The following is a 25,323-nucleotide window of genomic DNA, read 5'->3' as shown; positions in this document are numbered from 1 at the left end:
GAAGCGAGCAGTGCGCGCCCGGCTCTCAGCCGAACACCCGGATGGTGGCGATCGGCTTCGACGAAGCGGTCTGCTATGCCCAGGTGGGGGAGCAGAGCGCGGCATGCCAGGAGGTGCTTTCGCCCGCATGGGATGACGAGCGCTACGAGACAGCGCGTGGCAACTTCGCGGGGAGTACCCGCCGCTGTATTACGCCACCATGCACCTGTTCGCCGGCGAGGATCTGCAGACGAGCGCCCTCGTCATGCGGCTGGTGAATGCCACCATCTTCGTCGGGCTCGCGACGGCGCTCGGTGTGCTGCTCGCCCCGACACGACGACGCACCCTGTTGTGGGGTTGGCTCGTTGTGCTCGTTCCGCTGGGCATGTTCCTCATCCCTTCGAACAACCCCAGCGGATGGGCGATCACCGGCGTCGGCACGGCCTTCCTGGCCCTGTTGGGTTGGTTCGACGCTCGCGGCGCTCGTCGGTGGGTGCTCGGCGCCCTCTACCTCGTCGGTCTGCTGATGGCTGCGGGCGCACGAGGTGACGCTGCCGTGTACGTTGCCGGCGCGAGCGTGGTCGCAAGCCTGCTGTCCTGGGAGCGCACGAGGGAGTGGATGCTTCGGGCGGTCCTTCCCGCCGTCGGATTCGTCATCGCGGTGGTGCTGTTCTCGACCGCGGGCCAGGCGGGCACCGGTGCGAGTGGCTTCACGAACGGCGGCAACCCGATGGCTCCCGTCATCCCCGGAGTCGAGACGCCCCTGAACGGTGTCGGGCTCGCGGCGTACAACCTGCTCATGCTGCCCTTCCTATGGACGGGCGTGTGGGGCTCGTGGGGGTTGGGGTGGCTGGATACCGGCCTACCGGCCGTCGTGCCCTGGGCTGCCACCGCTGCTTTCGTCGTGGTGGCGTTCGCCGGGCTCGGTCGGCTGACCGCTCGGAAGACCTTCGCCGTCGGCGGCGTGCTGCTCGTGCTCGTCGCGCTTCCGGTCTATGTGCTCACTGCGGGGGCGACCGGATCGGTGACAGCCTTCAGCCGCGCTACCTCCTCCCGCTCATCGTGCTGTTCGCCCTCGTGCTCGTTTCGGAGGGGCGCGGCATCGACACCATGCGCTTCGGGCGCGCGCAAACCCTCGTGATCGTCGGTGCGCTCGCTGCGGCGCACCTGGTCGCCCTTCAGGTGAACATCCGGCGATACGTCACCGGCACGGAGCAGCAGGGCCCCAACCTCGACTCCGGTGCAGAGTGGTGGTGGACGGGACTCCCGTTCGGCCCGACAACGGTGTGGGCGGTCGGCGCGTTGGCTTTCGCCCTTCTGCTCGTCGTGCTCTGGCCGCAGCTGCGCCGCGAGACGGCGCCCGCGCTTCGCGTGTGATCAGCCTCGTGCGGGAGCCGGGGCGAAGCTCGTGACATTCGACCCCTCGTAGAGACGTGGGGTGCGGTTGATCGCCTCGATCGCCTGGGTGAAATCGACGCCCACGACATCCAGGTACCACTTGAGGTTCGGGTAACGCGGGGTGTTCTCCTCCTCGACGAGGCGCAGTGCCTCGTCGCGGGTGAGCTCGCCCTCCCGGATCTGGTTGCTGCGGAAGGTGTCGTGCTCGGTGAAGCCCGCGATCGTGTAATACGCGTAGTTGTAGAACGCCGCCGTGCCGTCGCCGATGCGCCAGGTGGTCTGCGTGTCGGGTGCGCGCTCCCAGTCGTATTCGGCGTCGAGCGTGTCTTCGATCTGCTTCTCGTCCCAGCGCCAGTAGTCGAAGATGTGGAAGTAGTCCGACTTCGTGGTGAAGCTGCGGTAGTACTCGCCCGCGAGGGTGTCGGGGATCGAGCGGTTGAAGTAGCCGGGGCTCTGCAGCATCGCGCGGAACCGCAGCGACTGGTAGCGCAGCTGCTTCATAGCGCCGTGGCTGTAGACCCGCTCCTCGGCGAAGTCCGGCGGCACTCCGAGGAATCCGGCCTTGAAGTGGGTGACCTCGAGCGGGTTGATGCCCCACAGGTTGAGGCTCACGCCCGTCTGCCGCTTGAGCGTCTCGATGTGGCGGAAGAAGTGCTTGTCGCCCGCGGTGAGCACGCTCAGCATGCCGAGGTGAGGTCGCTTGATCCAGGCGTTGAGGTTGCGGCGGATGTAGTCGCGCTTCGTGGTGATGTCGGCCGCGACGATGATGTTCTCGACACCGAGCTTCGCCGACATCCGGCTGACGTTGCGCCGCCCAAGGTCGGTGACCATGCCCCAGTCGTAGGTGTAGGTGACGGGTCGCAGACCCAGCTCGTGGATGATGAGGTGCAGTCCGTAGGAGCTGTCGCGTCCGCCCGAGAACGGCACGAGCACCTCGTCGCCGTGCGCGCGGCGGTAGGGCTCGACGAGCTCGAACAGCTCTTCCTTCGGGCGCGGCTGATTGCGGGACTTGTAGTGGAGGCAGTAGTTGCAGACGCCGTTCTCGTCGAACGAGATGAAGGGCATGGTCTCGGGAAGGATGCACTTCGTGCAGCGTCGGAAGTCGGGCTTCGGGTACTGGAGGAGCGCCTCCTCCTGTGCCGAGAAGCCGAGGCCCGGCACAAGGTCGACGGAGCGGTTCGCCCACTCGCGCACGTCGATGGACTGCTCGTGCGTCGGAACGTCGACCACGACGGCCTCGTCGCCCTTGACCTGGCGGATGTTGTCGGCGCCGATCTGCTCGAGCGGGTAGCGCTCGGAGGAGAACACGAGCCCGCCCGACTTGTCGGCCACGTAGAGGCTGCCGTTGTTGGAGAACAGCAGCAGCTTGCCGAGGCCGGGTACGAGTGCGGCGCAGGCCACGACCCCCTCGGTGAGTTCGAGCACGCGCGCCGCCGCGGTCTCGATCGTGCCGCCGTCGGCGAGGTGCGAGGCGATGATCGCCGGGATGACCTCGGTGTCGATCTGCAGCTCCGGCGCCTTGCCGAGCGTCGCCCAGATCTTCTCGTGATTGACGATGATGCCGTTGTGCAGCACGATCACCTGCTCGCGCGAGACGGGCTGGTTGTCGCTCGTGCCGTTGGTGACCAGCCGGCTGTGGCCGAAGAAGAGGTTGCCGAGTGCGGGGATGCGCTTCAGCAGCCAGCCGATCGGATAGTCGGCGCGGTACGCCCGATAAGCACCGTCGCGGTGGATCACCATGCCGCTCGAGTCGCGGCCACGTTGCTGCGCGTGCTTCACCAGCGCTTTCGCAGACGCGGAGTCGAGGTCATCCGGGCCGATGTACCCAAAGATTCCGCACACGTATTGGTTCTCCGATTTCGGGATGTCATAGGGGCGCTGAAGAAGCCGGACTATGGCGCGCCCGCAGGGAGTTAATCATGCCACGGTGCGGATGCGCCTGAAGCTGTGTCGTTCGCGTTCGAGGTCGCTGCGCTGGGTCCGAGCTCCTCATTCCGTCTTCCCGAGAAGACGCGCGACGAGGGCATGCTGAATAGCGCGGTCCGGTTCACTGGACAACTCCCGTGCTGAGCGGTCGGCTGCGGCCTTGAAGCCCTCAACGTCATCGGCGCCGATGTCGCGCAGGGCCTCCACGAGTGCAGCGGCGCTCGTGCCACTGGTGATCTTTCCGATTCCATAGCGACCGATGTGCTCATCGATCTCCGGAGCGGGAGAGAACACGAGACCAAGCCGCGCTTGCACGAAATCAAAGAACTTGTTCGGCAGGTGGTAAAGATGGCTCAGGGTCTTCAAAGGGTAGAGGAATACCCCCACGTCGTACTGGTTGAGCACGTCGGGCAGAGTCTCGGGTGGCACGGGGTCGTGCACCGTGACCCACGGCACCGAGGCGGCCCGCTTGCGGATGGCGTCGAGATGTCCCCCAGGTACTTCGACGAGGTAGAGGTCGAGCGAGAAGCGATCGCTCAGCTGCTCCGTTGCCTCGATGAGCTCCAGGATGTTGCGCTCGGGATCTGCGGTTCCGCTGTGCACGAGGCGGATGCGTTCAGGGTTCACCCCGGACGCAGTCAGGTGACGCAAGTCGGCCGCGTTGCGAACGACTGCCGTCGTCACGCCGTATCGGTCGGCGTAGAGGCCGGCCAGGCCGGCGCTCACGCTGCTCACGGCGGCGGTGCGCGGTAGGTACTTCGTGCAGAGGTGGTCCATGTAGGGCGCGACGAGTACGCGCCACACGAAGACGCTGGAGCGCTCCTCGGGTGCCCATTCATGCATGTCGGCAAGGACCGGTGCCGATCCGGCGGCGTCGAATGCGAGGAAGCGCACGCGCGTCGTTCGCGACGACGAGATCGTAGGGCCCTGACTTGAGCGTCTCATCGTGCACTGCTCGCTCGGCTGGGGCCTCGAGCTCGACGGACTCGTGCAGCCGCAGGGCGAGTTTGAGAACGCCGAGGGGCGTCTGCGGCAGGGATGCTGCAGTGTCCGGAACCCGGATGTGATGGGTGACGCCGGGTGGGATGTCTCCGTAGCCGACGGTCGTCACCTCGCCGTGCGCTCGAAGGACTTCGAGTTGGCGGAGCACGCGAGCGTCAGCGCGGATCGGTGAGAAGGAGATGCAGAGAATCCGGGGTCGCCTGGGCGGGCGGGCGGTGGTGGTCATGGCGTGAACCCGTCGTGGTGGAGTGGTGGTCGCCGAGTCCGCCAGTTGCACCTGGATGCTGAACTGAGGCGCGGACGCAGCACCTACGTCTTTGCCGAGGATTCGTCCGTGACCAGAATACCCAGGCGGACCCCGCTGTGAGGCCGTCGGTCCTCCCCATTTCGGGGTGCGCTGAGCCTCCGCATATGATGCGGTGTGCCCCAGACGACGGATACTGAGCGCCGCGCAAGCGGCCGGCGAGCGCTCGTGATGTGCTACTCGCCAGTACGCGACGACGCGCGTGTCTCCAAACAGATCCGCTGGCTCGAGGCGGCGGGATACGTCGTCGACGTTCTGAGTCGCGGCCCTGAGCATCCGGACGCCACCGGTCGAGCTCTTCGGATCAGCGAGCCCACCAGCCGCCTTCATCTACGGACGCTCGCCCTCTTGCCTCTGCCGGCGCGCTTCCGAGGGACCATCGAGCGCTACATTCCCACGGATGAGCTCGCGAGCGAGGAATACGACCTCGTCGTCGTCAACGATCACCATCTGCTCCCATGGGTCGTCAAGGCGGCTCCGCGATTCGCGCGTGGCCCCGTGGTTCTGGACCTTCACGAGCTCTACGCCGACAACGGCGTCGGGCTGGTGCATCGGTTCGTCTACGGGCGCTGGGACAGCTGGCTCCTCACCTTCATCTCCTCGCCCGTGTTCACGCATCACATGACCGTCGCCGACGGAATCGCCGACATCTACCACGACGACTACGGTCTCCCGCGCCCCACCGTCATCCGCAACGTGGCGTCCTACGAGCCACTCGAGCCGTCGAGTGTCGATCCCGACCGCATCGTCTTGGTGCATCACGGATACGCGGCCGTCGAACGCGGGATCGATATCATGCTCGATGCCGCCCTCCTGCTTGAGCCTCGATTCGAGGTGACGCTGATGGTGCTCAGCACCAGCAGCTTGTCGTCGCTGCGGGCGCATCCGGCGATCACCTCGGGGCGAGTGACCTTCCGCGAACCTGTGGGAGTGCTCGATGTCGCGCGCACGCTCAACGAGTTCGATCTCGAGATGATCTTCTTCCCACCGCGCTTTCCGAACAACGCGCACGCCTTGCCCAACAAGTTCTTCGAAGCGATTCAAGGGCGGCTCGGCATCGTCGTCGGGGAGAGCCCCGAGATCGTCCCCTTCGTGCGCGAGTACGGGCTGGGAGTCGTGGTGGAAGGCTGGACCGCGGCCGACCTGGCGGCCACTATCAACTCTCTTACCGTGGAGCAGATCACCGCGATGAAGCGGGCGAGCGCACGCGCAGCAGAGGAACTCTCCGCCGAGAGCGAGGGCAAGCGCTTCCTCGCTGCGGTCCGGCAGGAGGCCTAGGCCTCGGCGCGACCGATCACGCGATAGGCGACACCCGGCCACTGCGCCGCTGAAGAAACACGGCGTCCGTCGATGAAGGCCTTGATGCCCGGGAGTGCGTCCACCGTCAAGCTGCGATAGTCGGTGTGGTCGGCCTGCACGACGGCCGCGTCGATCGGCTCGCCCAGGTGGTACGGAGTGAACCCGAGATTGACGAGTTCCTCGTCTGTGTAGAGCGGGTCGTGCACGAGCGGCATCGCGCCGCGCCGCCGCAACGCCTCGACGGCCCCGAAGACGCCCGAGAACGCGGTCTCCTTGACACCGCCGCGATACGCGGCACCGAGCACGACGACCCTCGCGTCGGTGAGGTCACCATAGGCGCCCTCGAGTAGCCCGATCGTGTAGTCGGGCATGCCTGCGTTGGCGGCGCGGGCTGCCGACACGACCGTGGCTGCCGGATCGGTCCAGAGGTAGAGGCGCGGGTAGACCGGGATGCAGTGGCCGCCGACGGCGATGCCGGGCTGATGGATGTGCGAGTACGGCTGCGAGTTGGATGCCTCGATCACCTGGTACACGTCGATACCAGCTTCGGCGGCATAGCGCGCGAACTGGTTCGCCAGGCCGATGTTGACATCACGGTAGGTGGTCTCCGCGAGCTTCGCGAGCTCCGCGGCCTCGGCGCTGCCGAGGTCCCACACGCCGTTGGCGCGCTCGAGTTCAGGGCGCTCATCGAAGTCGAGTACCGCGCGGTAGAAGTCGACCGCCTTGGCGGCTCCCCGCTCCGAGAGCCCACCGACGAGCTTGGGGTACTTGCGGAGATCGGCGAACACGCGGCCCGTCAGCACGCGCTCGGGCGAGAAGACGAGGTCGAAGTCGACGCCCTCTGTGAGGCCGGAGGTCTCCTCGAGCATCGGCTTCCAGCGCGTGCGGGTCGTCCCGACCGGGAGGGTGGTCTCGTAGGAGACGAGAGCGCCCGGGGTGAGCACCGCGCCGAGCGAGCGGGTCGCACCGTCCATCCACGCGAAGTCGGGCTCGGCCGTCTCCTCGTTCACGAACAGTGGCACGACAAGCACCACGGCGTCGGCCCCAGGCACGGCGTCCGCATAGTCCGTCGTGGCACGCAGCTTGCCTGCGGGCACGAGCTCCGAGAGCATCTCCTGCAGGTGCGCTTCGCCGGGGAAGGGCTCGACTCCCGCGTTGATGAGGTCGACGGTCTGCTGCGAGACGTCGACGCCGACCACCTCATGACCCTTACTGGCGAACTGAACGGCGAGCGGAAGCCCGATCTTGCCGAGGGCGATGACAGCGATCTTCAAGGAGTCTCTCCAAGGTGAGGGGAACGGGTCGATTCTACGCGTCGGCGATGGCGAGGCTCTCGTCGACGACGCGCTGTGCGATCGCCGCGAGCGAGAACTCGTCAGCGGACCAGCGGGCAAGCGCCGCGCGCTCCGGCGGCTGTACGGGTGCGTCGGCGGCTGCGATCATCGCGGCCGCCGTCGCGTCGACGTCGTACGGCACGGCGACGCCCGCGCGCGGGTGCCCGGCGTCGTCGAGGAACGCGATCGTGGGCCCGACACCGGTGAAGATCACGGGGCACCCGGCGGCGAGAGAGGAGTACACCTTGGTCGCCAGGGCGTATTCGTTCGGGGCGACCGGCGCGAGGCTTGCGACGGATGCCGTAGCCCCTGCGAGGATCGGCGAGAGCGCAACGGGAGGGATCGGCCCATGGAATTCGACAGCTGTCTCAACACCCAGCTCGCGTGCACGAGTGAGCATCGCCCCGCGCTCCTCCCCATTGCCGTAGAACTCCAGCCGCGCGTCGGGGTGCCGTTCGAGCACGACGGGCATCGCCTCGACGAAGATGCCGGCGCCGTGCCACTCCGAGTGGGTTCCCGCGTACACGAATACAGGCGGCTCGGCCGGGGGCTGCTCGTCGTAGCGGAAGTCCTTGGTGTCGGCACCGAAGCCGATCGGCACGGCAGGGGTGTCAATCCCCACCTCTCGGAAACGCTGCATGAGCGGTTCGTGGGCGGCGAAGAGCATCCTGGCACCTCGAAGTCCCCAGGCTTCGAGGCGCTTGAGGGTGCCGATGATGAACCTGTTGTCGGTTACCAGTTCCGCCGCCTCGGTCCAGTAGTCGGCCGCGCGCACCACGTACGGGGTGCGGCGCAGTGCGGCGATCACCCGCACGACCGCAACGGTCGTCGGCGGCGGCTCGACGACGTAGAGGTCGGCCTTGCGGGAGAACAGGAGGCGGAAGGCCAGCGGGATGTCAAAGCTCATGTAGCTCAGATAGCCGCGCACGTACTGCTGCTTGTCGCGCTTGACCCGCGCTCGCCGGATCTCGATGCCTCTCGGATCGTCGATGACGGCACCCCGAGGGGGTCGCGCGGTGACCACCGTCACCTCGCATCCGCGATCCCGGAACTCCTCGGCCCAGGTGCGCAGGATCGCGGACGCAGCGGACACCTCCGGACCGAAGATCCGTGTGGCGATGACGACCCTCATCCGATGCCGACCAGTCTGTTGATGATGGCGCTCTGTGTCGCGCGGTCCGCGTCGCTCGAGAGCGCGGCCGCCGAGGCGGCGGAGGCGTCCTTGAGCGCGGCCACATCATCCGAGGTCAGGTGACGAAGCGTCTCGACGAGATCGTCGGCGGTCGTGCCCGGGGTGAGCACCCCCACCCCGTACGTCGTGAAGTACGCCTCGATCTCGGGGGCGGGAGAGAACACCAGGCCGAGTCGCGCCTGCACGAAGTCGAAGAACTTGTTCGGGAGGTGGTGCAGCTTGCTCAGCGTGCGCAAGGGGAAGAGGAACACTCCGAGGTCGTATTGGTTGAGCACACTCGGGAGGGTCTCGGGCGCAACCGGATCGTGCACCGTGACATGGTTCGTCGCCTCGGCCAGTCGGCGGATCGTCTTGAGGTGGCCCCCGGGACTTCAATGAGGTAAAGATCGAGCGAGTAGCGGCCGTCCAATCTTCCGACCGCCTCGATCAGCTCGACGATGTTGCGCTGAGGGTCCGCAGTTCCGCTGTGCACGAGGCGAATGCGGTCGGCGGCGACCGGCGAGGGTTTCAGGTCGCGCAGTTCGGTCGCGTTGCGCACGAGTTCGGTGCGCACACCGAAATGCTCGTTGTAGAGGTCGGCGAGCCCGGAGCTCACGGTGGTGACGGCCGCCGCACGGGGCAGATACTTCTCGCACAGGTGCTGCATGTACGGCCCCACGAGCACGCGCCACACGACGTTGGCTGCGCGCTCCTGCGGTGCCCATTCGTGCATGTCGGCCCAAACGGGCGCATCGTCGGCGGCGGCGAATGCCAAAGGCAGGGCACGTGCATCGTTCGCCACCACGAGATCGTACGGACCTGCAGCGATGACTTCGTGGCGCACCGCGCGCTCGCCGGGCGCGGCCAACTCGACGGCATCGTGGCGATGGAAGGCGAGTCGAGCCACTCCGGAAAGGGTCTGCGGCAATGATGCCGCGGCATCGGGGACGCGGATGTGACGGGTTGCTGACGCGGGAGCCTCCCCGTAGCCGACGGTGGTCACCTCGCCGTGCTCGCTGAGCACCTCGATTTGACGTAGCACGCGAGCGTCGGCCGAGATCGGCGAGAAGGAGACGCACAGGATCCGAGGTTTCACCGAGGGGATTCTCACGATCCTCCCGGGAGCACACGACACATGGTCTCCAGTCTAGATTGCGGCGATCCGATATACTTGGACGGTGCCTGGCCGGGCGCTCTGTGCCGCCGCGGTCGCACCCCATGCGGCTCGCTCACTGAGGCCGTGCGCGCGAGAACCCATGGAGGCAGGGCGGACATGTCGGGAGAAGGTCGACCGTATCAGCGGTGCACCCGCACCATCATGGACACGACGGATCCCGACATCTGGTTCGACGAGCACGGCGTCTCTTCGCACGCTCTGACATTCGATGAGGTGTACGCGCGCGACCTGGGCGCTGCCCAGAGGGGCGATCGACTTGCCGAGCTCGATGAGCTCGTCGCCCGCATCAAGAAGTCGGGCCAGGGGAAGCCGTACGACTGCGTGATCGGCGTCTCGGGGGCGTAGACAGCACCTATCTCATGCTGCAGGCGGTGCGCCTGGGGTTGCGCCCTTTGGCTGTCCACTTCGACAGCGGGTGGAACTCTGAGCTCGCTGCCGGAAACATCCACAACCTGGTCACGACGCTCGGGGTCGACCTCTACACACAGGTCGTGGATTGGCGAGAGATGAAGGACCTGCAGCTGGCTTACTTCAAGGCCTCGGTTGCCAACGCCGACGTGCCCACCGATCACGCTTTCGGCTACGTCGCTTACCAGCAGGCCAAGAAATACGGCATCACGTACATTCTGTCCGGAGGGAACGCGGCGACCGAGTCGATCCTGCCGGAGGCGTGGGGATACAACGCCTCAGATGCGCGCCATCTCAAGGCGATCCACAGGCGTTTCGGAACCGTGAAGCTGAAGACGTACCCCGTCATGGGCATGTTCAAGCGCTACGTGTGGTACCCGCGGGTGCGGAGTATCAAGACGGTGCGACCGCTCAATTACATGCCGTACTTCTATGCCGACGCGAAGAAGGACATCGCTGAGAACGTCGGCTGGCGCGACTATGGCGGCAAGCACTATGAGTCCGTCTTCACCCGGTACTTCCAGGGCTACTACCTGCCGAACAAGTTCGGATTCGACAAGCGGCTCGCTCACTACTCCTCGCTCATCCTGTCCGGGCAGATCACGCGTGACGAAGCGCTCGCTCTCATGGAGTCGACGAACTACCCCGAGGAACTGCGGAAGCAGGACCACGAGTTCATCGCCAAGAAGCTCGGCGTGAGTGTGCAGGAGTTCGAGCAGATCTGCGCGCTCCCGCCTGTGCCGTACACGGCGTATCCGAACGTCGAAGGTTTCTGGCGATTCGTGAGCCGGGTGGCTCGGCCCTTCAGGTCTCCCGCATGAGCCGAATCCTGATCCTCTCGTACACTCCCTTCGCCAAGGAGCCGCGCGCCCTCAAGCAGGTGCGTTTCTTGAAGGATCAGCACGAGGTGGTGACCGCGGGATTCGGTCCCGCGCCTTTCACTGATGTGCGCCACGTCGAGATTCCGGAGATCGCGCCTCAACGCTGGGGCATCTTCGGCCGACTGCTCGCGGCGGGGTTCCTCGTGCTGCATGCGTATCGGCTCTTCGCCTGGATGAGCGCCCTCGATCGTGCGACGGCGCGGCTGGTGGGGGACAGCGACTGGGACATCGTCATCGCCCACGATCTCAAGGTGCTCGAAGCATCCCTCGCTCTCAAGCCGCGCGGCGGAGTGATCCTGGACCTGCACGAGTACGCGCCGCGGCAGGAGGAGCACTCGCTGCTGTGGCGCTGGCTCATCGCTCCGTACCACCGTTGGATGTGCCGCACGAAGGTACCTCAGGCCTCGGCCGTGGTGACGGTAAGTCAGGGAATCGCCGACGAGTACAAGCGCGTCTTCGGCTTCGACTCGACCCTTGTGGTGAACGCGACCCCGTACGCCGAGCTCGCGCCGGTGTCCGTTGCCCGCCCGATCCGACTCGTGCACAGCGGCGGCGTCGCGGTGCAGCGGCGGCTCGACATCATGATCGAGGGCGTGCGGCGATCGAGCGCCGACGTGACGCTCGACCTCTTCCTGGTGGGCGGTGAGACGCCGTTGATGGCGGAGCTGCGGGCGCTGGCGGGAGACGACTCGCGCATCCGGTTCCGCGAGCCGGTGCCCTACGACGAGCTCGTGCGCACGCTCAACAGCTACGACGTGGGCCTGAGCATCTTCCCACCGACGACTTTCAACCTGGCGTGGTGCCTGCCGAACAAGTTCTTCGACTTCATCCAGGCCCGCCTCGGAGAGATCGTCGGCCCGTCGCCGGAGATGGCACGTTTCGTGGACGAGTACGGTATCGGCATGGTGCTGCCCGATTTCGAGCCGGACTCGTTGGCGGCAGCGCTGGAGTCGCTCACAACAGAGCGGGTCTCGGAGTGGAAGGCGGCCTCGAACGCGCACGCCGAGGCGCTGTCGAGTGAGTCGCAGGCTGCGATCTGGGATGACCTCGTGGCGCGCGTGGCCCCCGGCGGTCGAGCTGAATGACCTCGGACGTGATGGGATGACGGACATGCGAACGGACGAGACCTCCACCTCTCGCGCCTACCAGCGCTGTGTGCGCACGATCATGGACACCACGGATCCGGACATCTGGTTCGACGAGCAGGGTGTCTCATCGCACGCGATCACCTTCGACCGGACCTTTGCGCACGAACTGGCGCGCGCCCAGTCGGGAGAGCGTCGCGAGGAGCTCGACGCGCTCGTCGCCGAGATCAAGAAGGCCGGCGAGGGCAAGCCCTACGATTGCGTGATCGGCATATCCGGAGGCGTCGACAGCTCCTATGTCGCGTTGCAGGCCGTGCGGCTGGGTCTGCGGCCTCTCGCCGTGCACTTCGACAGTGGCTGGAACTCGGAGCTCGCGGTCGACAACATCCACAACCTCGTCACCCGCTTGGGACTCGACCTCTACACGCACGTCGTCGACTGGCGTGAGATGAAGGATCTGCAGCTGTCCTTCTTCAAGGCGTCGGTCGCGAACGCCGACACCCCGACCGACCACGCCTTCGGCTGGGTGGCCTACACCCAGGCGGAGAAGTATGGAATCAAGTACATCCTCTCGGGTGCCAACTACGCGAGCGAGTCCGTCCTGCCTGCGGCGTGGGGCTACGACGCCGGGGATGCTCGGCACGTCAAGGCGATCCAGAAGCGCTTCGGTTCGGTCCGCCTCAAGACCTATCCACTGATGGGGCTCGTCAAGCGCAACCTCTGGTATCCCGAGGTGAAGCGCATCCGCACCATCCCCTTGCTGAACTACGTGCCCTACATCTACGCGGACGCGAAGCGTGAGATCGCCGAAGAGCTCGGCTGGCGCGACTACGGCGGCAAGCACTACGAGTCCGTCTTCACCCGCTACTTCCAGGGCTACTATCTGCCCACGAAATTCGGGTTCGACAAGCGCCTGGCCCACTACTCCTCGCTCATCCTCTCGGGCCAGATGACGAGAGACGAAGCTCTCGAACTCATGCAGACCACGAACTACCCGGAGGAGTTGCGGGCTCAGGACCACGCCTTCATCGCGAAGAAGCTGGGCGTGTCGGTCGACGAGCTCGAGGAGATCTTCTCCCGGCCACCCGTGCACTACTCCGAGTACCCGAACAGCAAGGCATCGACAGATCGGCTGTTCGCTTTCACGGCGAAGCTCGGTGGGCTGTTGCGGAAGCTGCGGATCTTGCGATGACGGTCTCGCTGCTCTCCTACGGCCTGGGAAATCTGGGCTCCGTCGCGAACATGCTCAAGCGCGTCGGCGCAGAGGTGCGGATCGTCAGCAGCCCAGATGAAGTACGCGAGAGCGAGCGCGTCCTGCTGCCCGGCATCGGCGCGTTCGACACGGGCATGCGCATGCTGGACGAGCAGGAGCTCACCCCCGCCCTCAAGGAGTTCGCTGAATCCGGAAGGCCCCTGCTCGGGATCTGCCTGGGCATGCAGTTCCTGCTCGACTCCTCAGAGGAGGGCGGCGCCCGAGGCCTCGGGCTCATCTCCGGTCGCTCCCTGCGATTCTCGGAGGACACAGGCGTTCGGGTGCCGCACATGGGCTGGAACCTCGTGCGGCCGACACGGCAGGATCCTCTCGTCGCAGACTTGCCGGACGAGAGCCGGTTCTACTTCGTGCACAGCTACCGCGTGGTCCCCGACGACGACGCCCACGTGCTGGGCGTGACCGACTATGGCGTGCCGTTCGCCTCGATGATCCGCTCAGGCAACGTCATGGGCGCTCAGTTCCACCCCGAGAAGAGTCACGATTTCGGCAAGCGCATTCTGAGGAACTTCGCAGAGCTATGAGTGTCTTCCCCCGTGTCATCCCCGTTCTGCTCGTGAGCGACGGGTACCTCGTGAAGCCGGTGCGCTTCACGGGCGATCAATATGTCGGCGATCCGATCAACGCGGTGCGCATCTTCAACGAGAAGCAGGTCGACGAGCTCGTCATCTGCGACATCGATGCCTCGGTCAAGGGCACCGGGGTCAACTACAACCTGATCGAGGAGATCGCCAGCGAGGCCTTCATGCCCGTCGGATACGGCGGCGGAGTCGCGTCGGCGGCAGAAGCTCGGCGGATCACCGGCATCGGCATCGAGAAGGTGGTCATGAATACGGCGGCGGTTGAGCATCCCGACGTCGTCACCGAGGTGTCGGATGCGCTCGGCGCTTCGAGCACGGTCGTGAGCGTCGACGCCAAGAAGAAGCTCACCGGAGGGTGGGACAGCTATATCCGTCGGGGCCGCACGAAGACCCGCATGAGTCCGGCGGAGGCGGCTGCGGAGGCCCAGCGCCTCGGCGCGGGGGAGATCCTGGTGTCGTCGATCGACCGTGAGAGCACACGGTCCGGGTACGACCTCAAGCTCATCGAGGCAGTCTCGTCGGCGGTGACCGTGCCGATCATCGCGCTGGGCGGCGCCGGCAGCTTCGATGACTTCGCGCCGGCGCTCGCGGCGGGCGCCTCCGCGGTGGCAGCGGGAACGATGTTCGTCATGAATGGCAAGCATCGGGCGGTGCTCATCTCGTACCCGACGCCTGCACAGGTTCGCGGGCTCGCGGAGGCGTCACTGGGCGGTCAGCGATGAGCGATACGCGTCCTCGCGTGCTGATCGTGTCCTACACGCGCACCGAGCAGGAACCCCGCATCATCAAGCAGATCGCTGAGTTCCGGAAGGACTACCACGTGACGACCGCCGGCTATGGTCCGGCGCCGGCAGGGGTCGACGATCACATCGAGCTCGACGAGGGCGCCCGTGCGTCGGGCGTCGGCCGCATCCCGGGCATCTTCTCCTTGCTGCTGCTCCTGCGCCTGCATCGCGGCTACGCCCGCCTGGAGCCGCGTGATCGTTCGGCATTCGAGCGGCTGAGGAACGGCCGATGGGATGTCGTGGTCGCCCACGATGCACAGACGCTCTACCTGGCGTCCAGGCTCTCCCCTCGCTTCGGTGTGCTCGCCGACATGCACGAGTATGCGCCGAAGCAGAGCCCGTCGTCTCTCAAGTGGAACCTGCTCGCCCAGCCCTACTACAACTGGATCTGCCGCACTTTCGCCGCTCGAGCGGAGGCGGTCACGACCGTCAGCTCGGGGATCGTCGACGAGTATCGACGTCAGTTCGGCATCGAGGCGACTCTCGTCGTCAACGCCACCCCGTACCAGGAGCTTCCGATCAACCCGGTCGGGGCGCCCATCCGTCTCGTGCACAGCGGCGGCGTGGCGGTTCAGCGGCGGCTGGACATCATGATCCGGGGTGCGCGAGTCACGGGCGGATGTGACGCTCGACCTCTTCCTGGTAGGCGGGGAGACGCCGCTCATGGCAGAGCTTCGGGCGCTGGCCGACGGCGACCCCCGCATCCGGTTCTGCGAGCCAGTGCCGTACGGGGATCTGGTGGAGACACTCAATGGGTATGACGTGGGGCTCAGCATCTTCCCGCCGACGACCTTCAATCTGGCGTGGTGCCTGCCGAACAAGTTCTTCGACTTCATCCAGGCCCGCTTGGGCGTGATCGTCGGGCCGTCACCGGAGATGAAGCGCTTCGTGGATGACTACGAGGTGGGCCTCGTTCTCCCCGACTTCGAACCGGCTTCGCTCGCCGCGGCTCTAGAGGCCCTGACGCCGGAACGGGTCAGCGAGTGGAAGCATGCCTCGAACCGGCATGTGCATGAGCTCTCGGGGGAAGAGCAGGGCAAGATCTGGGGTCGCCTGGTCGCCGATATGGTCGCCGGGGCCCGCTGAGAGCATCGAAGGTCTGGAGTCACATGAAGCAGGTCCTTTCTCTCTACAGAGACCTTGTCGCCGCGCTGCCCGCAGGCGGTAGGAGGTTCCTGTGGACGTACTCGTGGCTGTTGGCGTTCCTCGCTATTTTCGACGCCGCGGCGCTATCTCTTCTCGCGCTCATCATCGGTCCCGTCGCCACCGGCTCGACCGTGACCGTGCCGATCATCGGGGAGCTCGACACGGTCGGCGTCGTCTGGGCGATCCTCGTGGTCTGCATGCTGCTCATCGCCAAGGGCTTCTTTGCGGTGCTCGTCATGTGGTGGGCTCGGCGGCGCTTTCCGGCCTACGAGGTCGCGATGGGGGACCGGGTGCTCCGCGCATACCTCGCGGCGCCGTGGCGTGACCGGCTCCGCAAGAATTCCGTCGACATCATGCGCTACTCGGACAGCGGCGTCGATGCAGCTGTCAACTCATTCCTCCAGCCGGGGGCGACGCTGCTCGGCGAGATTGCGAGCCTCGTCGCGGTGCTGGCCACGCTCGCACTTGTTCAGCCCGTCCTCGCCCTGACGGCCCTCGTCTATCTCTCGGGGCTCGGCGCGGTCCTTTTTTCTGGATTGCCCGGCACGCACGTAAGGCGGGAGAGGTCAACGTCAACTACTCGCTGCGCAGTGTGCGGCTCGTGCTCGAGATCATTAGTTCGATGAAGGAGGTGACCCTGCGCAACAAGGAGAGCGAAGTCGCCGATGTTGTGAGAGAGTCACGCACTTCGAGCGCGCGCGCTCGCGCCAACATCAACTTCCTCGGTCAACTCCCGCGTTACGCCCTCGAAGCGGGTGTAGTCGGGGGCTTCGTCGTCGTCGGTGCGGTCGGCTTCTGGACCGGTGGCGTCGAGGCCGCGATCACTGCCGTCGGTCTCTTCGCCGTCGTCGGCTTCCGGGTTGCTCCGTCGGTCGTGAGGTTCCAGACGGTGCTCTCGCAGATGATCGCGGCATCAGAGTTTCCGCGCCAGCTGCTGCACGAACTCGCGGAGGCCGAGCAGGGCATTGTGGAGAGCACCGCCGTGTCCGCGCCGATGCCGGAGGCGCCCAAGCGAATCCGCTTCGACGACGTCTCCTTCGAGTACACGGAGGGGGCAACGCCTGCCGTGCGCGGTGTCTCCCTCGAGATCGAATTCGGCTCTACCGTCGCCTTCGTGGGTGCGTCCGGCTCGGGGAAGTCGACCGCGATCGACATTCTGCTCAGCCTTCTCGAACCGACCACGGGACGCGTTCTGGTCGATGACACCCCTGTGAGTGAGATGCGCACGGCATGGCGATCACGCATGGGCTATGTGCCGCAGGAGGTGGCACTTTTCGACGCCACGATCGCACAGAACGTAGCGCTGACGTGGGGCGACGACTTCGACGCGGCTGGCGTGCAGCGTGCCCTCGAGCGTGCCCAGATGTGGGACCTCGTCTCTGCGCGACCGGGGGCATCAACGCCAGGGTGGGAGAACGCGGAATGGCACTCTCGGGCGGTCAGCGGCAGCGCCTCGGCATCGCACGCGCCCTATACGCCGAACCCCTCGTTCTTGTCATGGACGAGGCGACGAGCGCGCTCGACACGCAAACAGAGGCGCTCGTGACAGAGGCGATCGGTTCCATCGGCGGCAACGTCACGAAGGTGATCGTCGCCCACCGCTTGGCGACGATTCAGAACGCCGACCGCATCTTCTTCATGAGCAGTGGACGGGTCGAGGGTAGCGGCTCATTCGCCGAGCTTGTCGCCCGGTTCCCTGACTTCGCGCGCCAGGCGGAGCTCGCTGGATTGGCGTAGTGCTCGCGCGGCTGGCCGACGTCAGTAGAAATGCGGGTACATCAGGCGCGCCGAGGTACCATGCGTAACATGAATCGACGGCCGCGGGGGCTCGCCGATCCCATCTGAGGGGATTGCTCGTCCTGGTATCAGCACTGGCGTTGCTGACTCCACTCGCCGTCGCGAACGACGTCGTTTCACCTCAGCGCGCTGCGGCCGTCTCCGGTTCGGACTTCGATCCGGGGATGATCATCTCGGACTCTCTGTTTTACGACAACTCCGCTATGACCGCCGCTCAGATCCAGACGTTCCTTGACGGCAAGATCGGCTCGTGCCTCACCGACAGGTGCCTCAACGTTGCCGTTCTTCCCGTCACATCGCGGCCAGCCTCGTACTCGATCGACACTGGAGGGCTCGTCTGCTCGGCAATTGCGGGCGGTAATCTCCGCGTTTCCGAATTGATCTACCGGACCCAGGTTGCTTGCAACATCTCGGCGAAGGTGATCCTCGTCACGCTGCAGAAGGAACAGGGGCTTGTGACCAGCCGAGCACCGAGTGACTGGGCGCTCCGAGCGGCGATGGGTATGGGGTGTCCAGACACCGCCCCCTGTGACGACGCGTTCGCCGGCCTGGCCACGCAGATCATGTCCGGGGCTCGCCAGCTCCGCGTATACAAGGTGGGTGGCTTCGGGCGCCAGCCGGGAGCGCAGTACGTGCAGTACCACCCCAACGCGGGTTGCGGCGGCACGACCGTGAACGTGCGCAACTACGCGACTGCCGCGCTCTACAACTACACGCCGTACCAGCCCAATGCCGCAGCGCTCGCGAACCTCGGCGGCACGGGCGACGGCTGCTCCAGCTACGGGAATCGCAATTTCTGGCGCTTCTACAACGACTGGTTCGGCTCGCCAACTGGACCGTTGAGAAGCTACACGAACGAGACACCGTACGTGATCGCACGGACGGCGGCCGGAGATCTGATGATCTACCCGGCCACGGGCAAGGGTGGCTGGGTGCTACCGACAGTTATCGGGTCGGGCTGGGGGACGATGCGACTGCTGGCAGTCGGGGGAGACTTCACCGGCGATCGCTTGCGCGATATCGTCGCCGTGTCCGACGCGGGCGATCTCTACCTCTATCGCACTGACGGATATTTAGCGATCACCGGATCGAAGCTCGTCGGCGGCCACTGGGGGACAAGAAGTTGCTCGCCGCGCCAGGCGACGTCAACGGCGACGGGCGCCAGGACCTCGTCACAATCGACACCTCAGGCGTGATGCGAATCCATCCCGGGGATGGCGCGGGCGGGTTTGGCGAACCGCGCACAGTCGGCTCAGGTTGGGAATCGACAACGACGCTCGTGGCACCCGGCGACTTCAACGGCGACGGCCGGGCTGATGTGATGAGTGTCGACTCGACTGGCACCCTGCGCTTGCACGCGGGCGACGGGGCTGGGGGCTTCGGATCAGGCGAGACCATCGGCACGGGCTGGGAAGGCATGACTTCAGTGCTCGGCATCCGCGACTTCGACGGTGACGGTCGCGTAGACGTGCTGGGCATCCACGCCGACGGCGGCCTCTGGTCGTACAGCGGGAATGGCTCAGGTGGGTGGAAGGCCTCACGAAAGGCGGGTAGCGGCTGGGAAGGTATGACGGCAGTCGCGGCTGCAGGTAGCGCTGGCAACTACGTCGCGCCGAGAACCCCAAAGCAGGTGGGATTCGGCGACCTCAACGGCGACCGTGTCAGAGACATCGCGGCTCTCTCTTCCTCCGGAACGCTCTACGCGTACCGCGGCAACGGCACCGGGTCGATTGGCAGCCCGTTCGTGTTAGCCCGGGACTGGTCGCGAACCCGCTTCATCGCGGCAGTCGGCGACTACAACGGTGACGGATCTCCCGACGTTGTCAGCGTCGACGACGGGGGAACAATGTGGCTCCACAAGCGCTCGTACGAAAAGGGGTTCACCGATCCCGTCTCGTATAACAGCGGATGGAACGTCATGAGCCATGTGTTCGCTCCAGGGGACATGGACGAGGACGGCATCGAGGATCTCTTCGCCGTGGACCTGGACGGGGTGCTGTGGTTCTACCCGGGGCCGGACCTGCGGCGGAAACAGGCCGGAACCGGTTGGGACTCCCTGCTAGACATTGTCGGTCCCGGCGACTTCGACGGAGACGGCCACGCTGATGTGCTCGGTCGCACGACCGCGGGCTCCCTGCTGCTATATCGCGGAAACGGAAACGGTGGCTGGAAGGGAACGACGACCGCGGGCGTCGGCTGGCAAATTTACGAAAGCCTGTGGGCGCCGGGCGATTTCGACGGTGACGGGAAGCCAGATCTGCTCGCGCGGAAAACCAACGGTGACCTCTGGTTGTACACGAGCGATGGCAAGGGCGGCTGGAAGAACTGGCGTCAGGTGGGTTCCGGCTGGGACAGTATGCAGTTCATCGGCTGACATCACTGAAAGCTTCAATCCGTGAGCCGACGAGCTCCGTTTTCGATGACGCGGGCGGGCACGCCGACGATGAGGCTGTAGGGAGGCGCCGTGGTGTTCTCCTTGACGACCGCTCCCGCCCCGACGACGCTGTGGTGACCGATGTCGGCTCCCATGAGGATGACCGCGTTTGCCCCGACGTGTACGAACTCGCCGATTCGCGTCTCGGCGCGCGCGAGCGGCCGGCTCCGCTCGCTGAGGCATCGTTCGACGGTCGAGTGCGTGTAGATCTGCACGCCGGAAGAGATGTCGCATCCTCGACCGATGTCGAGGCCACCGCTTCCGTCGACGACACAGAAAGCTCCGATCCACACATCGTCACCGATGGTGGGTTCTCCGACGATCCATGCGTGCGGGTTGTAAGGGTTAGTGGGAAGACCATGCCGCTCGTCGAAGGCATTCGGGTCGACCTTAGGGTTGTCCATTCTGCGACTATAAGCGGCGCCGCGACCTGGGCAGAGGCCGTCCATGTAGTCTGGGGGCGGGCCCGGTCTGGGCCCTCCGACTGAGGAGAAGATCAGAGTAAGTGGTATTGCGAGACCGAGCCGTGCTCGTCACCGGAGGGGCGGGGTTCATCGGAAGTCACCTCGTAGATCGGATCATCCGGGAGGATCCGGCCCGTCTTGTTGTCGTCGACAACTTCTTCTTGGGTAGCGAGGCGAACCTGGCGGAGGCTCGCGTCGCGCGCCCTGATGTTGAGGTGCTTCGCCTCGATGCCTCGAACCTGGCCGCCATGCAGGATGTCGTTCAGATGCACGCCATCGACACTGTGTTCGACCTCGCCGTTGTCCCGCTTCCCACGTCGTTGACTTATCCGCACTGGACGATGTTGACGAACATCGGAGTGACCGCTGCATTCTGTGAGATTGCGCGGCGCGGACTTATCGAGCGGCTGGTTCACATGTCGAGTTCGGAGGCATACGGCTCCGGTCACTACGTTCCCATGGACGAACGGCATCCCGACGACGCCATTACGCCCTACGCCGCCGCCAAGGCGGCGGAGGACCACATCATTCGCTCCTACGTTCGAACTTTCGGCATCGACGCCACCGTGGTGCGCCCCTTCAACAACTACGGTCCCCGTCAAAACCCCGGCTCCTACGCCGGCATCATTCCGATCGTCGTGCAACGCGTGCTCCGCGGACAGCCGATCGAGATTCACGGCGACGGTGAGCAGACCCGCGATTTCACTTTCGTGCGGGACACCGCTGACCTGACGGTCGCCATCTACGGCTCTCCCGAGGCGCGCGGTATGGAGATTAATGTCGCGACCGGTGTCGGCACCAGCATCAACACGCTCGTGCGCCGCCTCCTCGAGATCATGGGGGCGCCTGACCATCCGGTGGTACACACGGCCGAGCGGCCCGGCGACGTTCGCCGTCACGAGGCGGACGCGAGCCGACTCGTGTCTTTTGTCGGACGTCAGCCGGCCGTCCTCAGCGATGAATCGCTGCGAGAGACCGTCGAATGGTATCGGGCGATTCTGAGTTGATGCGGCTCAACGTTCCGCTTCTGGGGAGCGAGGAGGCGGAAGCTGTCGCAGATGTCCTCGCGACGGGGTACCTCACGCAGGGCGCGAAGGCAGCCGAGTTCGAGCGGCTCGTGAGCGAGTTGGTCGGGGTGCCGCATGGATTCGCCACCAGTTCCGCGACTACAGGGCTCCACCTCGCGCTCGTCGCGCTTGGCGTGGGGCCGGGCGATGAGGTTGTGATCCCCGACTTTAGCTTCCCCGCCACGGCGAACGTCATCGTGCAGCAGGGCGCCACGCCGGTGTTCTGCGACATCCGCCTCGACGACTTCGGTCTCGACGCCGCCGCTCTCGACGCCGCCATCGGCCCCCGTACGAAGGCGATCATGCCCGTGCATGCATTTGGCCTCGTCGCCGATATGGGTCCGATCATGGAGATCGCGCGCCGCCGCGGGGTGCCCGTGGTCGAAGATGCGGCGTGCGCGCTCGGGGCGATCTACCACGGTCGGCAGGCCGGATCTCTCGGAGATGCGGGAGTCTTCTCATTCCATCCTCGAAAAGTCATCACGACGGCCGAGGGCGGCATGGTGACGACGTCCAGTGACCAGCTCGCCGAGCGGCTCCGGATCCTGCGCTCGCATGGTGCGGTGCGCGGTGAACACTACATGTCGTTCGTAGATGCCGGTTTCAACTACCGGCTATCGGACATCCACGCGGCCATCGGCGTTGTGCAGATGCGAAAGCTGGATGCGATCCTCAGCGGTCGACGGGCGCTCGCGGATGAGTATGCGGAACGCCTCGCTCACATCGAAGGGTGCGGCCGCCCGCCACTCCTGAAGGGCGTACGCACACGTATCAGTCCTATGTCGTGCTCCTTGACGACAACATAGATCGAGACGCCGTCATTGATTCGATGCGGGCGAGCGGCATTGAGACCACGCTTGGAACGTACGGGATGCACCTGCAGCCCTATTTCCGTGAGCGTTTCGGGATCGCGGACGAAGCGTTGCCGAACGCGACTCGCGCCCATTTCAGCGCGCTCACGCTGCCCCTGTATCTAGGCCTGACCAGCGCTGAACTCGATCGTGTAATAGGGGCGCTGGAGCAGGCGATCCGCGCGCAACGTTCGTAACTCGCGGAGCGGAATGAGCGGCGACTACCACCTCACCTTCGACGTCGACTGGGCTCCGGATTGGAGCGTCCGCGAGACGCTCGACGTTCTCTCTACCGCGGACGTGCGCGCCACATTCTTTGTGACGCATGCGAGCCCCACCGTGGCAGAAGTGGCGGCGGCTGGCCACGAGGTGGGAATCCATCCCAATTTTCAAGACGGCTCGACGCAGGGGGCTGATCCGATCGGGGTCGTCGGGCGGCTCCTAGAGATTGTCCCCGACGCGCGAGTAATGCGCACGCACGGTTTGATTCAGGGGTCGTTGCTCCTTCGTGACGTGCTGGAGGCGTTTCCCCAGATCACCTACGACATGAGCATCCTCACATATCGTTTTCCGCACACTGCCTGGTTCGGTTGGAAGCTGCGAGATTCGCAGATGCAGCGCATCAATTACACGTGGGAGGACGATGTGGCCTTCTACGACGATGAGCAGAACTGGGGCCTCCACGCGCCGAGCAGCGAAGTAGATATCCTGGACTTCCACCCCATCCATGTCTCGCTCAACTCGGCCGACGAACGAAACTATGAGCGCGCAAAGCAGGTGTTGGGCCCCCGGCCGTTGACCGAACTCGGGCGCAACGAAGCACGGGCGCTGCGTGGTTCAGGATGCGGCACCGCGGACTACCTGAACGCGGTTCTCGGATCGCCCGGCCGCGCGATCTCATTCGAGGAGCTGCTATGCGTGTAGGCCTGATCGGGAGGACGCACTGGCTCCGCGATGCCGGTGTGATCGCGCGCCAGCGTGGCCATGATTTGGTCTTTCTCGTCACCGCGCCTTCGGCGAATGCCTCTCAGGCTGGCAGCCAAGACCTCGAGGTGTTTGCTCACGAACACGGCATCCCCTTCCACAACACGTTGCGGATCTCCGAGTTGGACCTCGACGCGGACATCTGTATTTCCGTGAACTGGACCACGGTGCTGAGAACGCCGCTTCTGACGCGCTTCCCTTATGGCGTACTCAACGCCCACGCCGGTGACTTGCCGCGGTACCGCGGGAATGCGACCCTCAATTGGGCGATCCTCAACGGAGAGACCGAAGCCTGCCTTACCGTCCACCGGATGGTTGAGGAGCTGGACGCAGGACCGATCGCCCTGCAACGGAGGCGACCGATCGGGCCGGACGACGACATGACGGTGCTCTCGCGCTGGCTGGACGAAGTGTTGCCTACAGCCCTCGTCGATGCCGTCGACGGCATCGCCGACGGCACTCTTGTCTTCCGCGAACAAGATCCGTCCATCCGGCCACTCAGGGCCTACCCGCGGAAGCCTGAGGACTCTCGCATCGACTGGCGCAGCCCGGCCGAGGCGATCGTGCGCTTAGTGCGAGCATCGGCTCCGCCCTTCGGCGGAGCGATCACGACCGGCGAAGACGGTCGCGAGCATAGGATTCTTCGTGCGCGCGTTCACCGTCCGGATCATGACTATCTCGCGGTCCCCGGGCAGGTCTGCTTCGCGATCGATGGGCACCCTGTTATCGCTGCCGGGGAGGGCATGGTTGAGATCCTGGAATGTGATGCGCCGGACTCAAAGCGCGTGATCCTCAGTTCACTCCGGAACCGGTTGGTTTGAGTCGATGTCTATCTTCGCTCGGATCGATCCAGCGCTGCAGAAGATGGTCCTTCGCGCCAGCACCTGGTGGCATCGGCGTCGGCATTCGCGTCGTGTGGAGTGGGTCGTCGGCCCTGTCGAAGTGGCGGGTCTGGTGCGGGCGATCTCGACGGTGCTTCCGTCCGCCGAGTCGGCGCTCTTGTTCTCGCACCCCTTCTACACCTTCGAATACGACTGGGTTGCTCCCAGTGCTCGTACCCACGTTGGGCGGATCGTCAACGGGCCATGGAAGCTTGGGGAGCTGGTGAGCCGTGCCGACGGCTTCGTATATGTCGGTGGCGTCGGCTTCCTTGATCGCGTCAATGATGCGAGAAGTTTTGAGTTCTCATATCTCCGCCGCCATGGTCGGAAGGTCGTGTGCTACTTCACCGGCAACGACATCCGTTCTCCTCGGCTTTCGAAGGAGCGTGAGGAGCGCACGGGCGAGCCGAACCTCGCTACCTACCTCGCAGAGACGGGCACGGGCTATGCGACCGACGCCTACGAGACGGAGAAGCGTGCACTGGCGGAGAGCGCCGAGCAGTTCGCCTCGGCGATCTTCAACGCCGATGTCGGGCAGGTGGGGTACCTGACGCGTCCGAGCCGTCCGTTCCGCTATTTTCACCCTGACGACGAGATCGTCAGCGACTTCTCTAAATTCCGAGATGTTCGCACGCCCGTCATCGTGCATGCGCCTTCGGCGCCCATCGTCAAGGGCACGCCGCTCGTGAGGGCGGCGATCTCTGAGTTGCGCGAGGAAGGGTATGAGTTCGAGTACATCGAGTTGGTTCGCCAATCGCACGCTGAAGTCATGGCGAGTCTCCGGCGCGCCCACATCGTGCTCAACCAGTTCTACTCTGAGGTACCGGGGGTGTTTGGGGTGGAGGCTCTAGCCGCCGGTTGTGTCGTGATGATGCGCGCCGATGAGCACGAGGAACCGAGCATTCCGCCGGGATCGAACTCCTCTTGGGTGGTCACACGCCACCATCAGGTGACGAAGAACCTCCGCGCTCTGCTCGACACACCGTCGGGATGGGAGCAGCAGGCGCGCGCTGGCGTCGAGTGGGTGCGAACGCATGCAGCCGCGAGTGTCACTGGCGCTGAACTGCGCAAGGTACTCGGCGAACTGGAAGCGTAGGTA

The 25,323-nt window shown here is 65.3% G+C and carries 27 protein-coding genes and 3 pseudogenes; 23 read left to right on the top strand and 7 right to left on the bottom strand.

Annotated features, from left to right (window positions below):
* Positions 1 to 184: 184 nt before the first annotated feature.
* Both QQK29_RS02700 and QQK29_RS02695 read left to right on the top strand, forming a co-directional pair.
* On the top strand, positions 185 to 1,120 hold the full coding sequence (locus QQK29_RS02700; protein WP_348533907.1) for a DUF2142 domain-containing protein: 936 nt from the start codon (positions 185 to 187) through the stop codon (positions 1,118 to 1,120).
* On the top strand, positions 1,117 to 1,356 hold the full coding sequence (locus QQK29_RS02695; protein ID WP_284297579.1) for a hypothetical protein: 240 nt from the start codon (positions 1,117 to 1,119) through the stop codon (positions 1,354 to 1,356). The genes QQK29_RS02700 and QQK29_RS02695 overlap by 4 nt, the downstream gene beginning before the upstream one ends.
* Here the strand turns inward: QQK29_RS02695 and QQK29_RS02690 are convergent, their stop codons facing one another.
* Positions 1,357 to 3,156, bottom strand: a complete 1,800-nt coding sequence (locus tag QQK29_RS02690; RefSeq protein WP_284297577.1) for a hypothetical protein — start codon at positions 3,154 to 3,156, stop codon at positions 1,357 to 1,359. It lies immediately after the preceding gene.
* Between the two features lie 210 nt (positions 3,157 to 3,366).
* Positions 3,367 to 4,197, bottom strand: a complete 831-nt coding sequence (locus tag QQK29_RS02685; protein ID WP_284297575.1) for a glycosyltransferase family protein — start codon at positions 4,195 to 4,197, stop codon at positions 3,367 to 3,369.
* A gap of 52 nt (positions 4,198 to 4,249) precedes the next feature.
* On the opposite strand from QQK29_RS02685, the gene QQK29_RS02680 reads away from it, so the two are divergent.
* Positions 4,250 to 4,477, top strand: coding sequence for a hypothetical protein (locus QQK29_RS02680; protein WP_284297573.1), 228 nt, complete (start codon positions 4,250 to 4,252; stop codon positions 4,475 to 4,477).
* A gap of 249 nt (positions 4,478 to 4,726) precedes the next feature.
* A complete protein-coding gene (locus tag QQK29_RS02675) occupies positions 4,727 to 5,887 on the top strand; it encodes a glycosyltransferase (RefSeq protein WP_284297571.1) in 1,161 nt (386 codons plus the stop codon).
* Here the strand turns inward: QQK29_RS02675 and QQK29_RS02670 are convergent.
* From QQK29_RS02670 to QQK29_RS02655, 4 genes are read right to left on the bottom strand one after another with little or no spacing between them, the layout of a single operon-like run.
* The gene (locus QQK29_RS02670; protein WP_284297569.1) at positions 5,884 to 7,182 is read right to left on the bottom strand and encodes a nucleotide sugar dehydrogenase; all 1,299 of its coding nucleotides are present in this window, start codon (positions 7,180 to 7,182) and stop codon (positions 5,884 to 5,886) included. The two genes, QQK29_RS02675 and QQK29_RS02670, sit on opposite strands and share 4 nt — an antisense overlap.
* A gap of 34 nt (positions 7,183 to 7,216) precedes the next feature.
* Positions 7,217 to 8,374: a glycosyltransferase gene (locus QQK29_RS02665; protein WP_284297567.1), complete on the bottom strand. Its 1,158-nt coding sequence runs from the start codon at positions 8,372 to 8,374 to the stop codon at positions 7,217 to 7,219.
* Positions 8,371 to 8,685 carry a hypothetical protein gene (locus QQK29_RS02660; protein WP_284297565.1) on the bottom strand — a complete coding sequence of 105 codons (315 nt, stop codon included), beginning with the start codon at positions 8,683 to 8,685 and terminating at the stop codon, positions 8,371 to 8,373. Before QQK29_RS02660 ends, QQK29_RS02665 begins: the two co-directional genes overlap by 4 nt.
* Complete coding sequence (locus QQK29_RS02655; protein ID WP_284297563.1) at positions 8,658 to 9,416, bottom strand: glycosyltransferase family protein; 759 nt, start codon at positions 9,414 to 9,416, stop codon at positions 8,658 to 8,660. Before QQK29_RS02655 ends, QQK29_RS02660 begins: the two co-directional genes overlap by 28 nt.
* Positions 9,417 to 9,731: 315 nt before the next feature.
* On the opposite strand from QQK29_RS02655, the gene QQK29_RS02650 reads away from it, so the two are divergent.
* The 14 genes and pseudogenes from QQK29_RS02650 to QQK29_RS02590 all read left to right on the top strand — a co-directional run bounded on the left by QQK29_RS02650 (position 9,732) and on the right by QQK29_RS02590 (position 19,917).
* On the top strand, positions 9,732 to 9,935 hold the full coding sequence (locus tag QQK29_RS02650) for a hypothetical protein (RefSeq protein WP_284297561.1): 204 nt from the start codon (positions 9,732 to 9,734) through the stop codon (positions 9,933 to 9,935).
* A 14-nt stretch (positions 9,936 to 9,949) separates the two neighbouring features.
* A complete protein-coding gene (locus tag QQK29_RS02645; RefSeq protein WP_284297560.1) occupies positions 9,950 to 10,819 on the top strand; it encodes an adenine nucleotide alpha hydrolase family protein in 870 nt (289 codons plus the stop codon).
* Entirely contained in the window at positions 10,816 to 11,964 is a 1,149-nt protein-coding gene (locus tag QQK29_RS02640; protein WP_284297559.1) for a glycosyltransferase, read from the top strand. The genes QQK29_RS02645 and QQK29_RS02640 overlap by 4 nt, the downstream gene beginning before the upstream one ends.
* 25 nt (positions 11,965 to 11,989) lie before the next feature.
* A complete protein-coding gene (locus QQK29_RS02635) occupies positions 11,990 to 13,156 on the top strand; it encodes an N-acetyl sugar amidotransferase (protein ID WP_284297558.1) in 1,167 nt (388 codons plus the stop codon).
* Positions 13,153 to 13,758 carry an imidazole glycerol phosphate synthase subunit HisH gene (gene hisH / locus QQK29_RS02630; protein ID WP_284297556.1) on the top strand — a complete coding sequence of 202 codons (606 nt, stop codon included), beginning with the start codon at positions 13,153 to 13,155 and terminating at the stop codon, positions 13,756 to 13,758. Before QQK29_RS02635 ends, hisH begins: the two co-directional genes overlap by 4 nt.
* A complete protein-coding gene (locus QQK29_RS02625) occupies positions 13,755 to 14,537 on the top strand; it encodes an AglZ/HisF2 family acetamidino modification protein (protein ID WP_284297553.1) in 783 nt (260 codons plus the stop codon). Before hisH ends, QQK29_RS02625 begins: the two co-directional genes overlap by 4 nt.
* Before the next feature lie 17 nt (positions 14,538 to 14,554).
* On the top strand, positions 14,555 to 15,361 hold the full coding sequence (locus tag QQK29_RS02620; protein WP_284297552.1) for a glycosyltransferase: 807 nt from the start codon (positions 14,555 to 14,557) through the stop codon (positions 15,359 to 15,361).
* Position 15,362: 1 nt separating this feature from the next.
* Complete coding sequence (locus QQK29_RS02615) at positions 15,363 to 15,686, top strand: hypothetical protein (protein WP_284297550.1); 324 nt, start codon at positions 15,363 to 15,365, stop codon at positions 15,684 to 15,686.
* Positions 15,687 to 15,709: 23 nt separating this feature from the next.
* On the top strand, positions 15,710 to 16,372 hold the full coding sequence (locus tag QQK29_RS02610) for a hypothetical protein (protein ID WP_284297548.1): 663 nt from the start codon (positions 15,710 to 15,712) through the stop codon (positions 16,370 to 16,372).
* Positions 16,369 to 17,118 (top strand): annotated as a pseudogene (locus QQK29_RS02605) (ATP-binding cassette domain-containing protein); the annotation flags it as partial. The gene QQK29_RS02610 and the pseudogene QQK29_RS02605, both read left to right, overlap by 4 nt.
* Positions 17,119 to 17,243: 125 nt before the next feature.
* Positions 17,244 to 17,483 (top strand): hypothetical protein, encoded by a 240-nt coding sequence (locus tag QQK29_RS02600; protein ID WP_284297544.1) that lies wholly within the window; start codon positions 17,244 to 17,246, stop codon positions 17,481 to 17,483.
* A gap of 113 nt (positions 17,484 to 17,596) precedes the next feature.
* The gene (locus tag QQK29_RS02595; RefSeq protein WP_284297541.1) at positions 17,597 to 18,739 is read left to right on the top strand and encodes a hypothetical protein; all 1,143 of its coding nucleotides are present in this window, start codon (positions 17,597 to 17,599) and stop codon (positions 18,737 to 18,739) included.
* Positions 18,739 to 18,807: pseudogene (locus QQK29_RS18395) on the top strand (hypothetical protein); the annotation flags it as partial. The gene QQK29_RS02595 and the pseudogene QQK29_RS18395, both read left to right, overlap by 1 nt.
* Positions 18,808 to 18,822: 15 nt before the next feature.
* Entirely contained in the window at positions 18,823 to 19,917 is a 1,095-nt protein-coding gene (locus QQK29_RS02590) for an FG-GAP-like repeat-containing protein (RefSeq protein ID WP_284297539.1), read from the top strand.
* Between the two features lie 14 nt (positions 19,918 to 19,931).
* Here QQK29_RS02590 and QQK29_RS02585 read toward each other — a convergent pair whose 3' ends face one another.
* Positions 19,932 to 20,426 carry an acyltransferase gene (locus tag QQK29_RS02585; protein ID WP_284297537.1) on the bottom strand — a complete coding sequence of 165 codons (495 nt, stop codon included), beginning with the start codon at positions 20,424 to 20,426 and terminating at the stop codon, positions 19,932 to 19,934.
* Positions 20,427 to 20,503: 77 nt separating this feature from the next.
* Between QQK29_RS02585 and QQK29_RS02580 the strand changes: the two genes are divergently transcribed.
* From QQK29_RS02580 to QQK29_RS02560, 5 genes and pseudogenes are all read left to right on the top strand, one after another.
* The gene (locus QQK29_RS02580; protein WP_284297535.1) at positions 20,504 to 21,448 is read left to right on the top strand and encodes a dTDP-glucose 4,6-dehydratase; all 945 of its coding nucleotides are present in this window, start codon (positions 20,504 to 20,506) and stop codon (positions 21,446 to 21,448) included.
* A pseudogene (locus tag QQK29_RS02575) lies at positions 21,424 to 22,556 on the top strand (DegT/DnrJ/EryC1/StrS family aminotransferase). The gene QQK29_RS02580 and the pseudogene QQK29_RS02575 overlap by 25 nt, the downstream one beginning before the upstream one ends.
* 13 nt (positions 22,557 to 22,569) lie before the next feature.
* Positions 22,570 to 23,283 carry a polysaccharide deacetylase WbmS family protein gene (locus tag QQK29_RS02570; protein WP_284297533.1) on the top strand — a complete coding sequence of 238 codons (714 nt, stop codon included), beginning with the start codon at positions 22,570 to 22,572 and terminating at the stop codon, positions 23,281 to 23,283.
* Complete coding sequence (locus QQK29_RS02565) at positions 23,274 to 24,164, top strand: methionyl-tRNA formyltransferase (RefSeq protein ID WP_284297531.1); 891 nt, start codon at positions 23,274 to 23,276, stop codon at positions 24,162 to 24,164. Before QQK29_RS02570 ends, QQK29_RS02565 begins: the two co-directional genes overlap by 10 nt.
* Before the next feature lie 4 nt (positions 24,165 to 24,168).
* Positions 24,169 to 25,320, top strand: a complete 1,152-nt coding sequence (locus tag QQK29_RS02560; RefSeq protein WP_284297529.1) for a hypothetical protein — start codon at positions 24,169 to 24,171, stop codon at positions 25,318 to 25,320.
* Positions 25,321 to 25,323 lie beyond the last annotated feature (3 nt).

The sequence above is a fragment of the Homoserinibacter gongjuensis genome (assembly GCF_030161875.1).
Classification (GTDB): domain Bacteria; phylum Actinomycetota; class Actinomycetes; order Actinomycetales; family Microbacteriaceae; genus Homoserinibacter; species Homoserinibacter gongjuensis.
The sequence above is the reverse complement of the archived record's forward strand: the minus strand, read 5'-3'. Positions and strand labels throughout refer to the sequence as shown.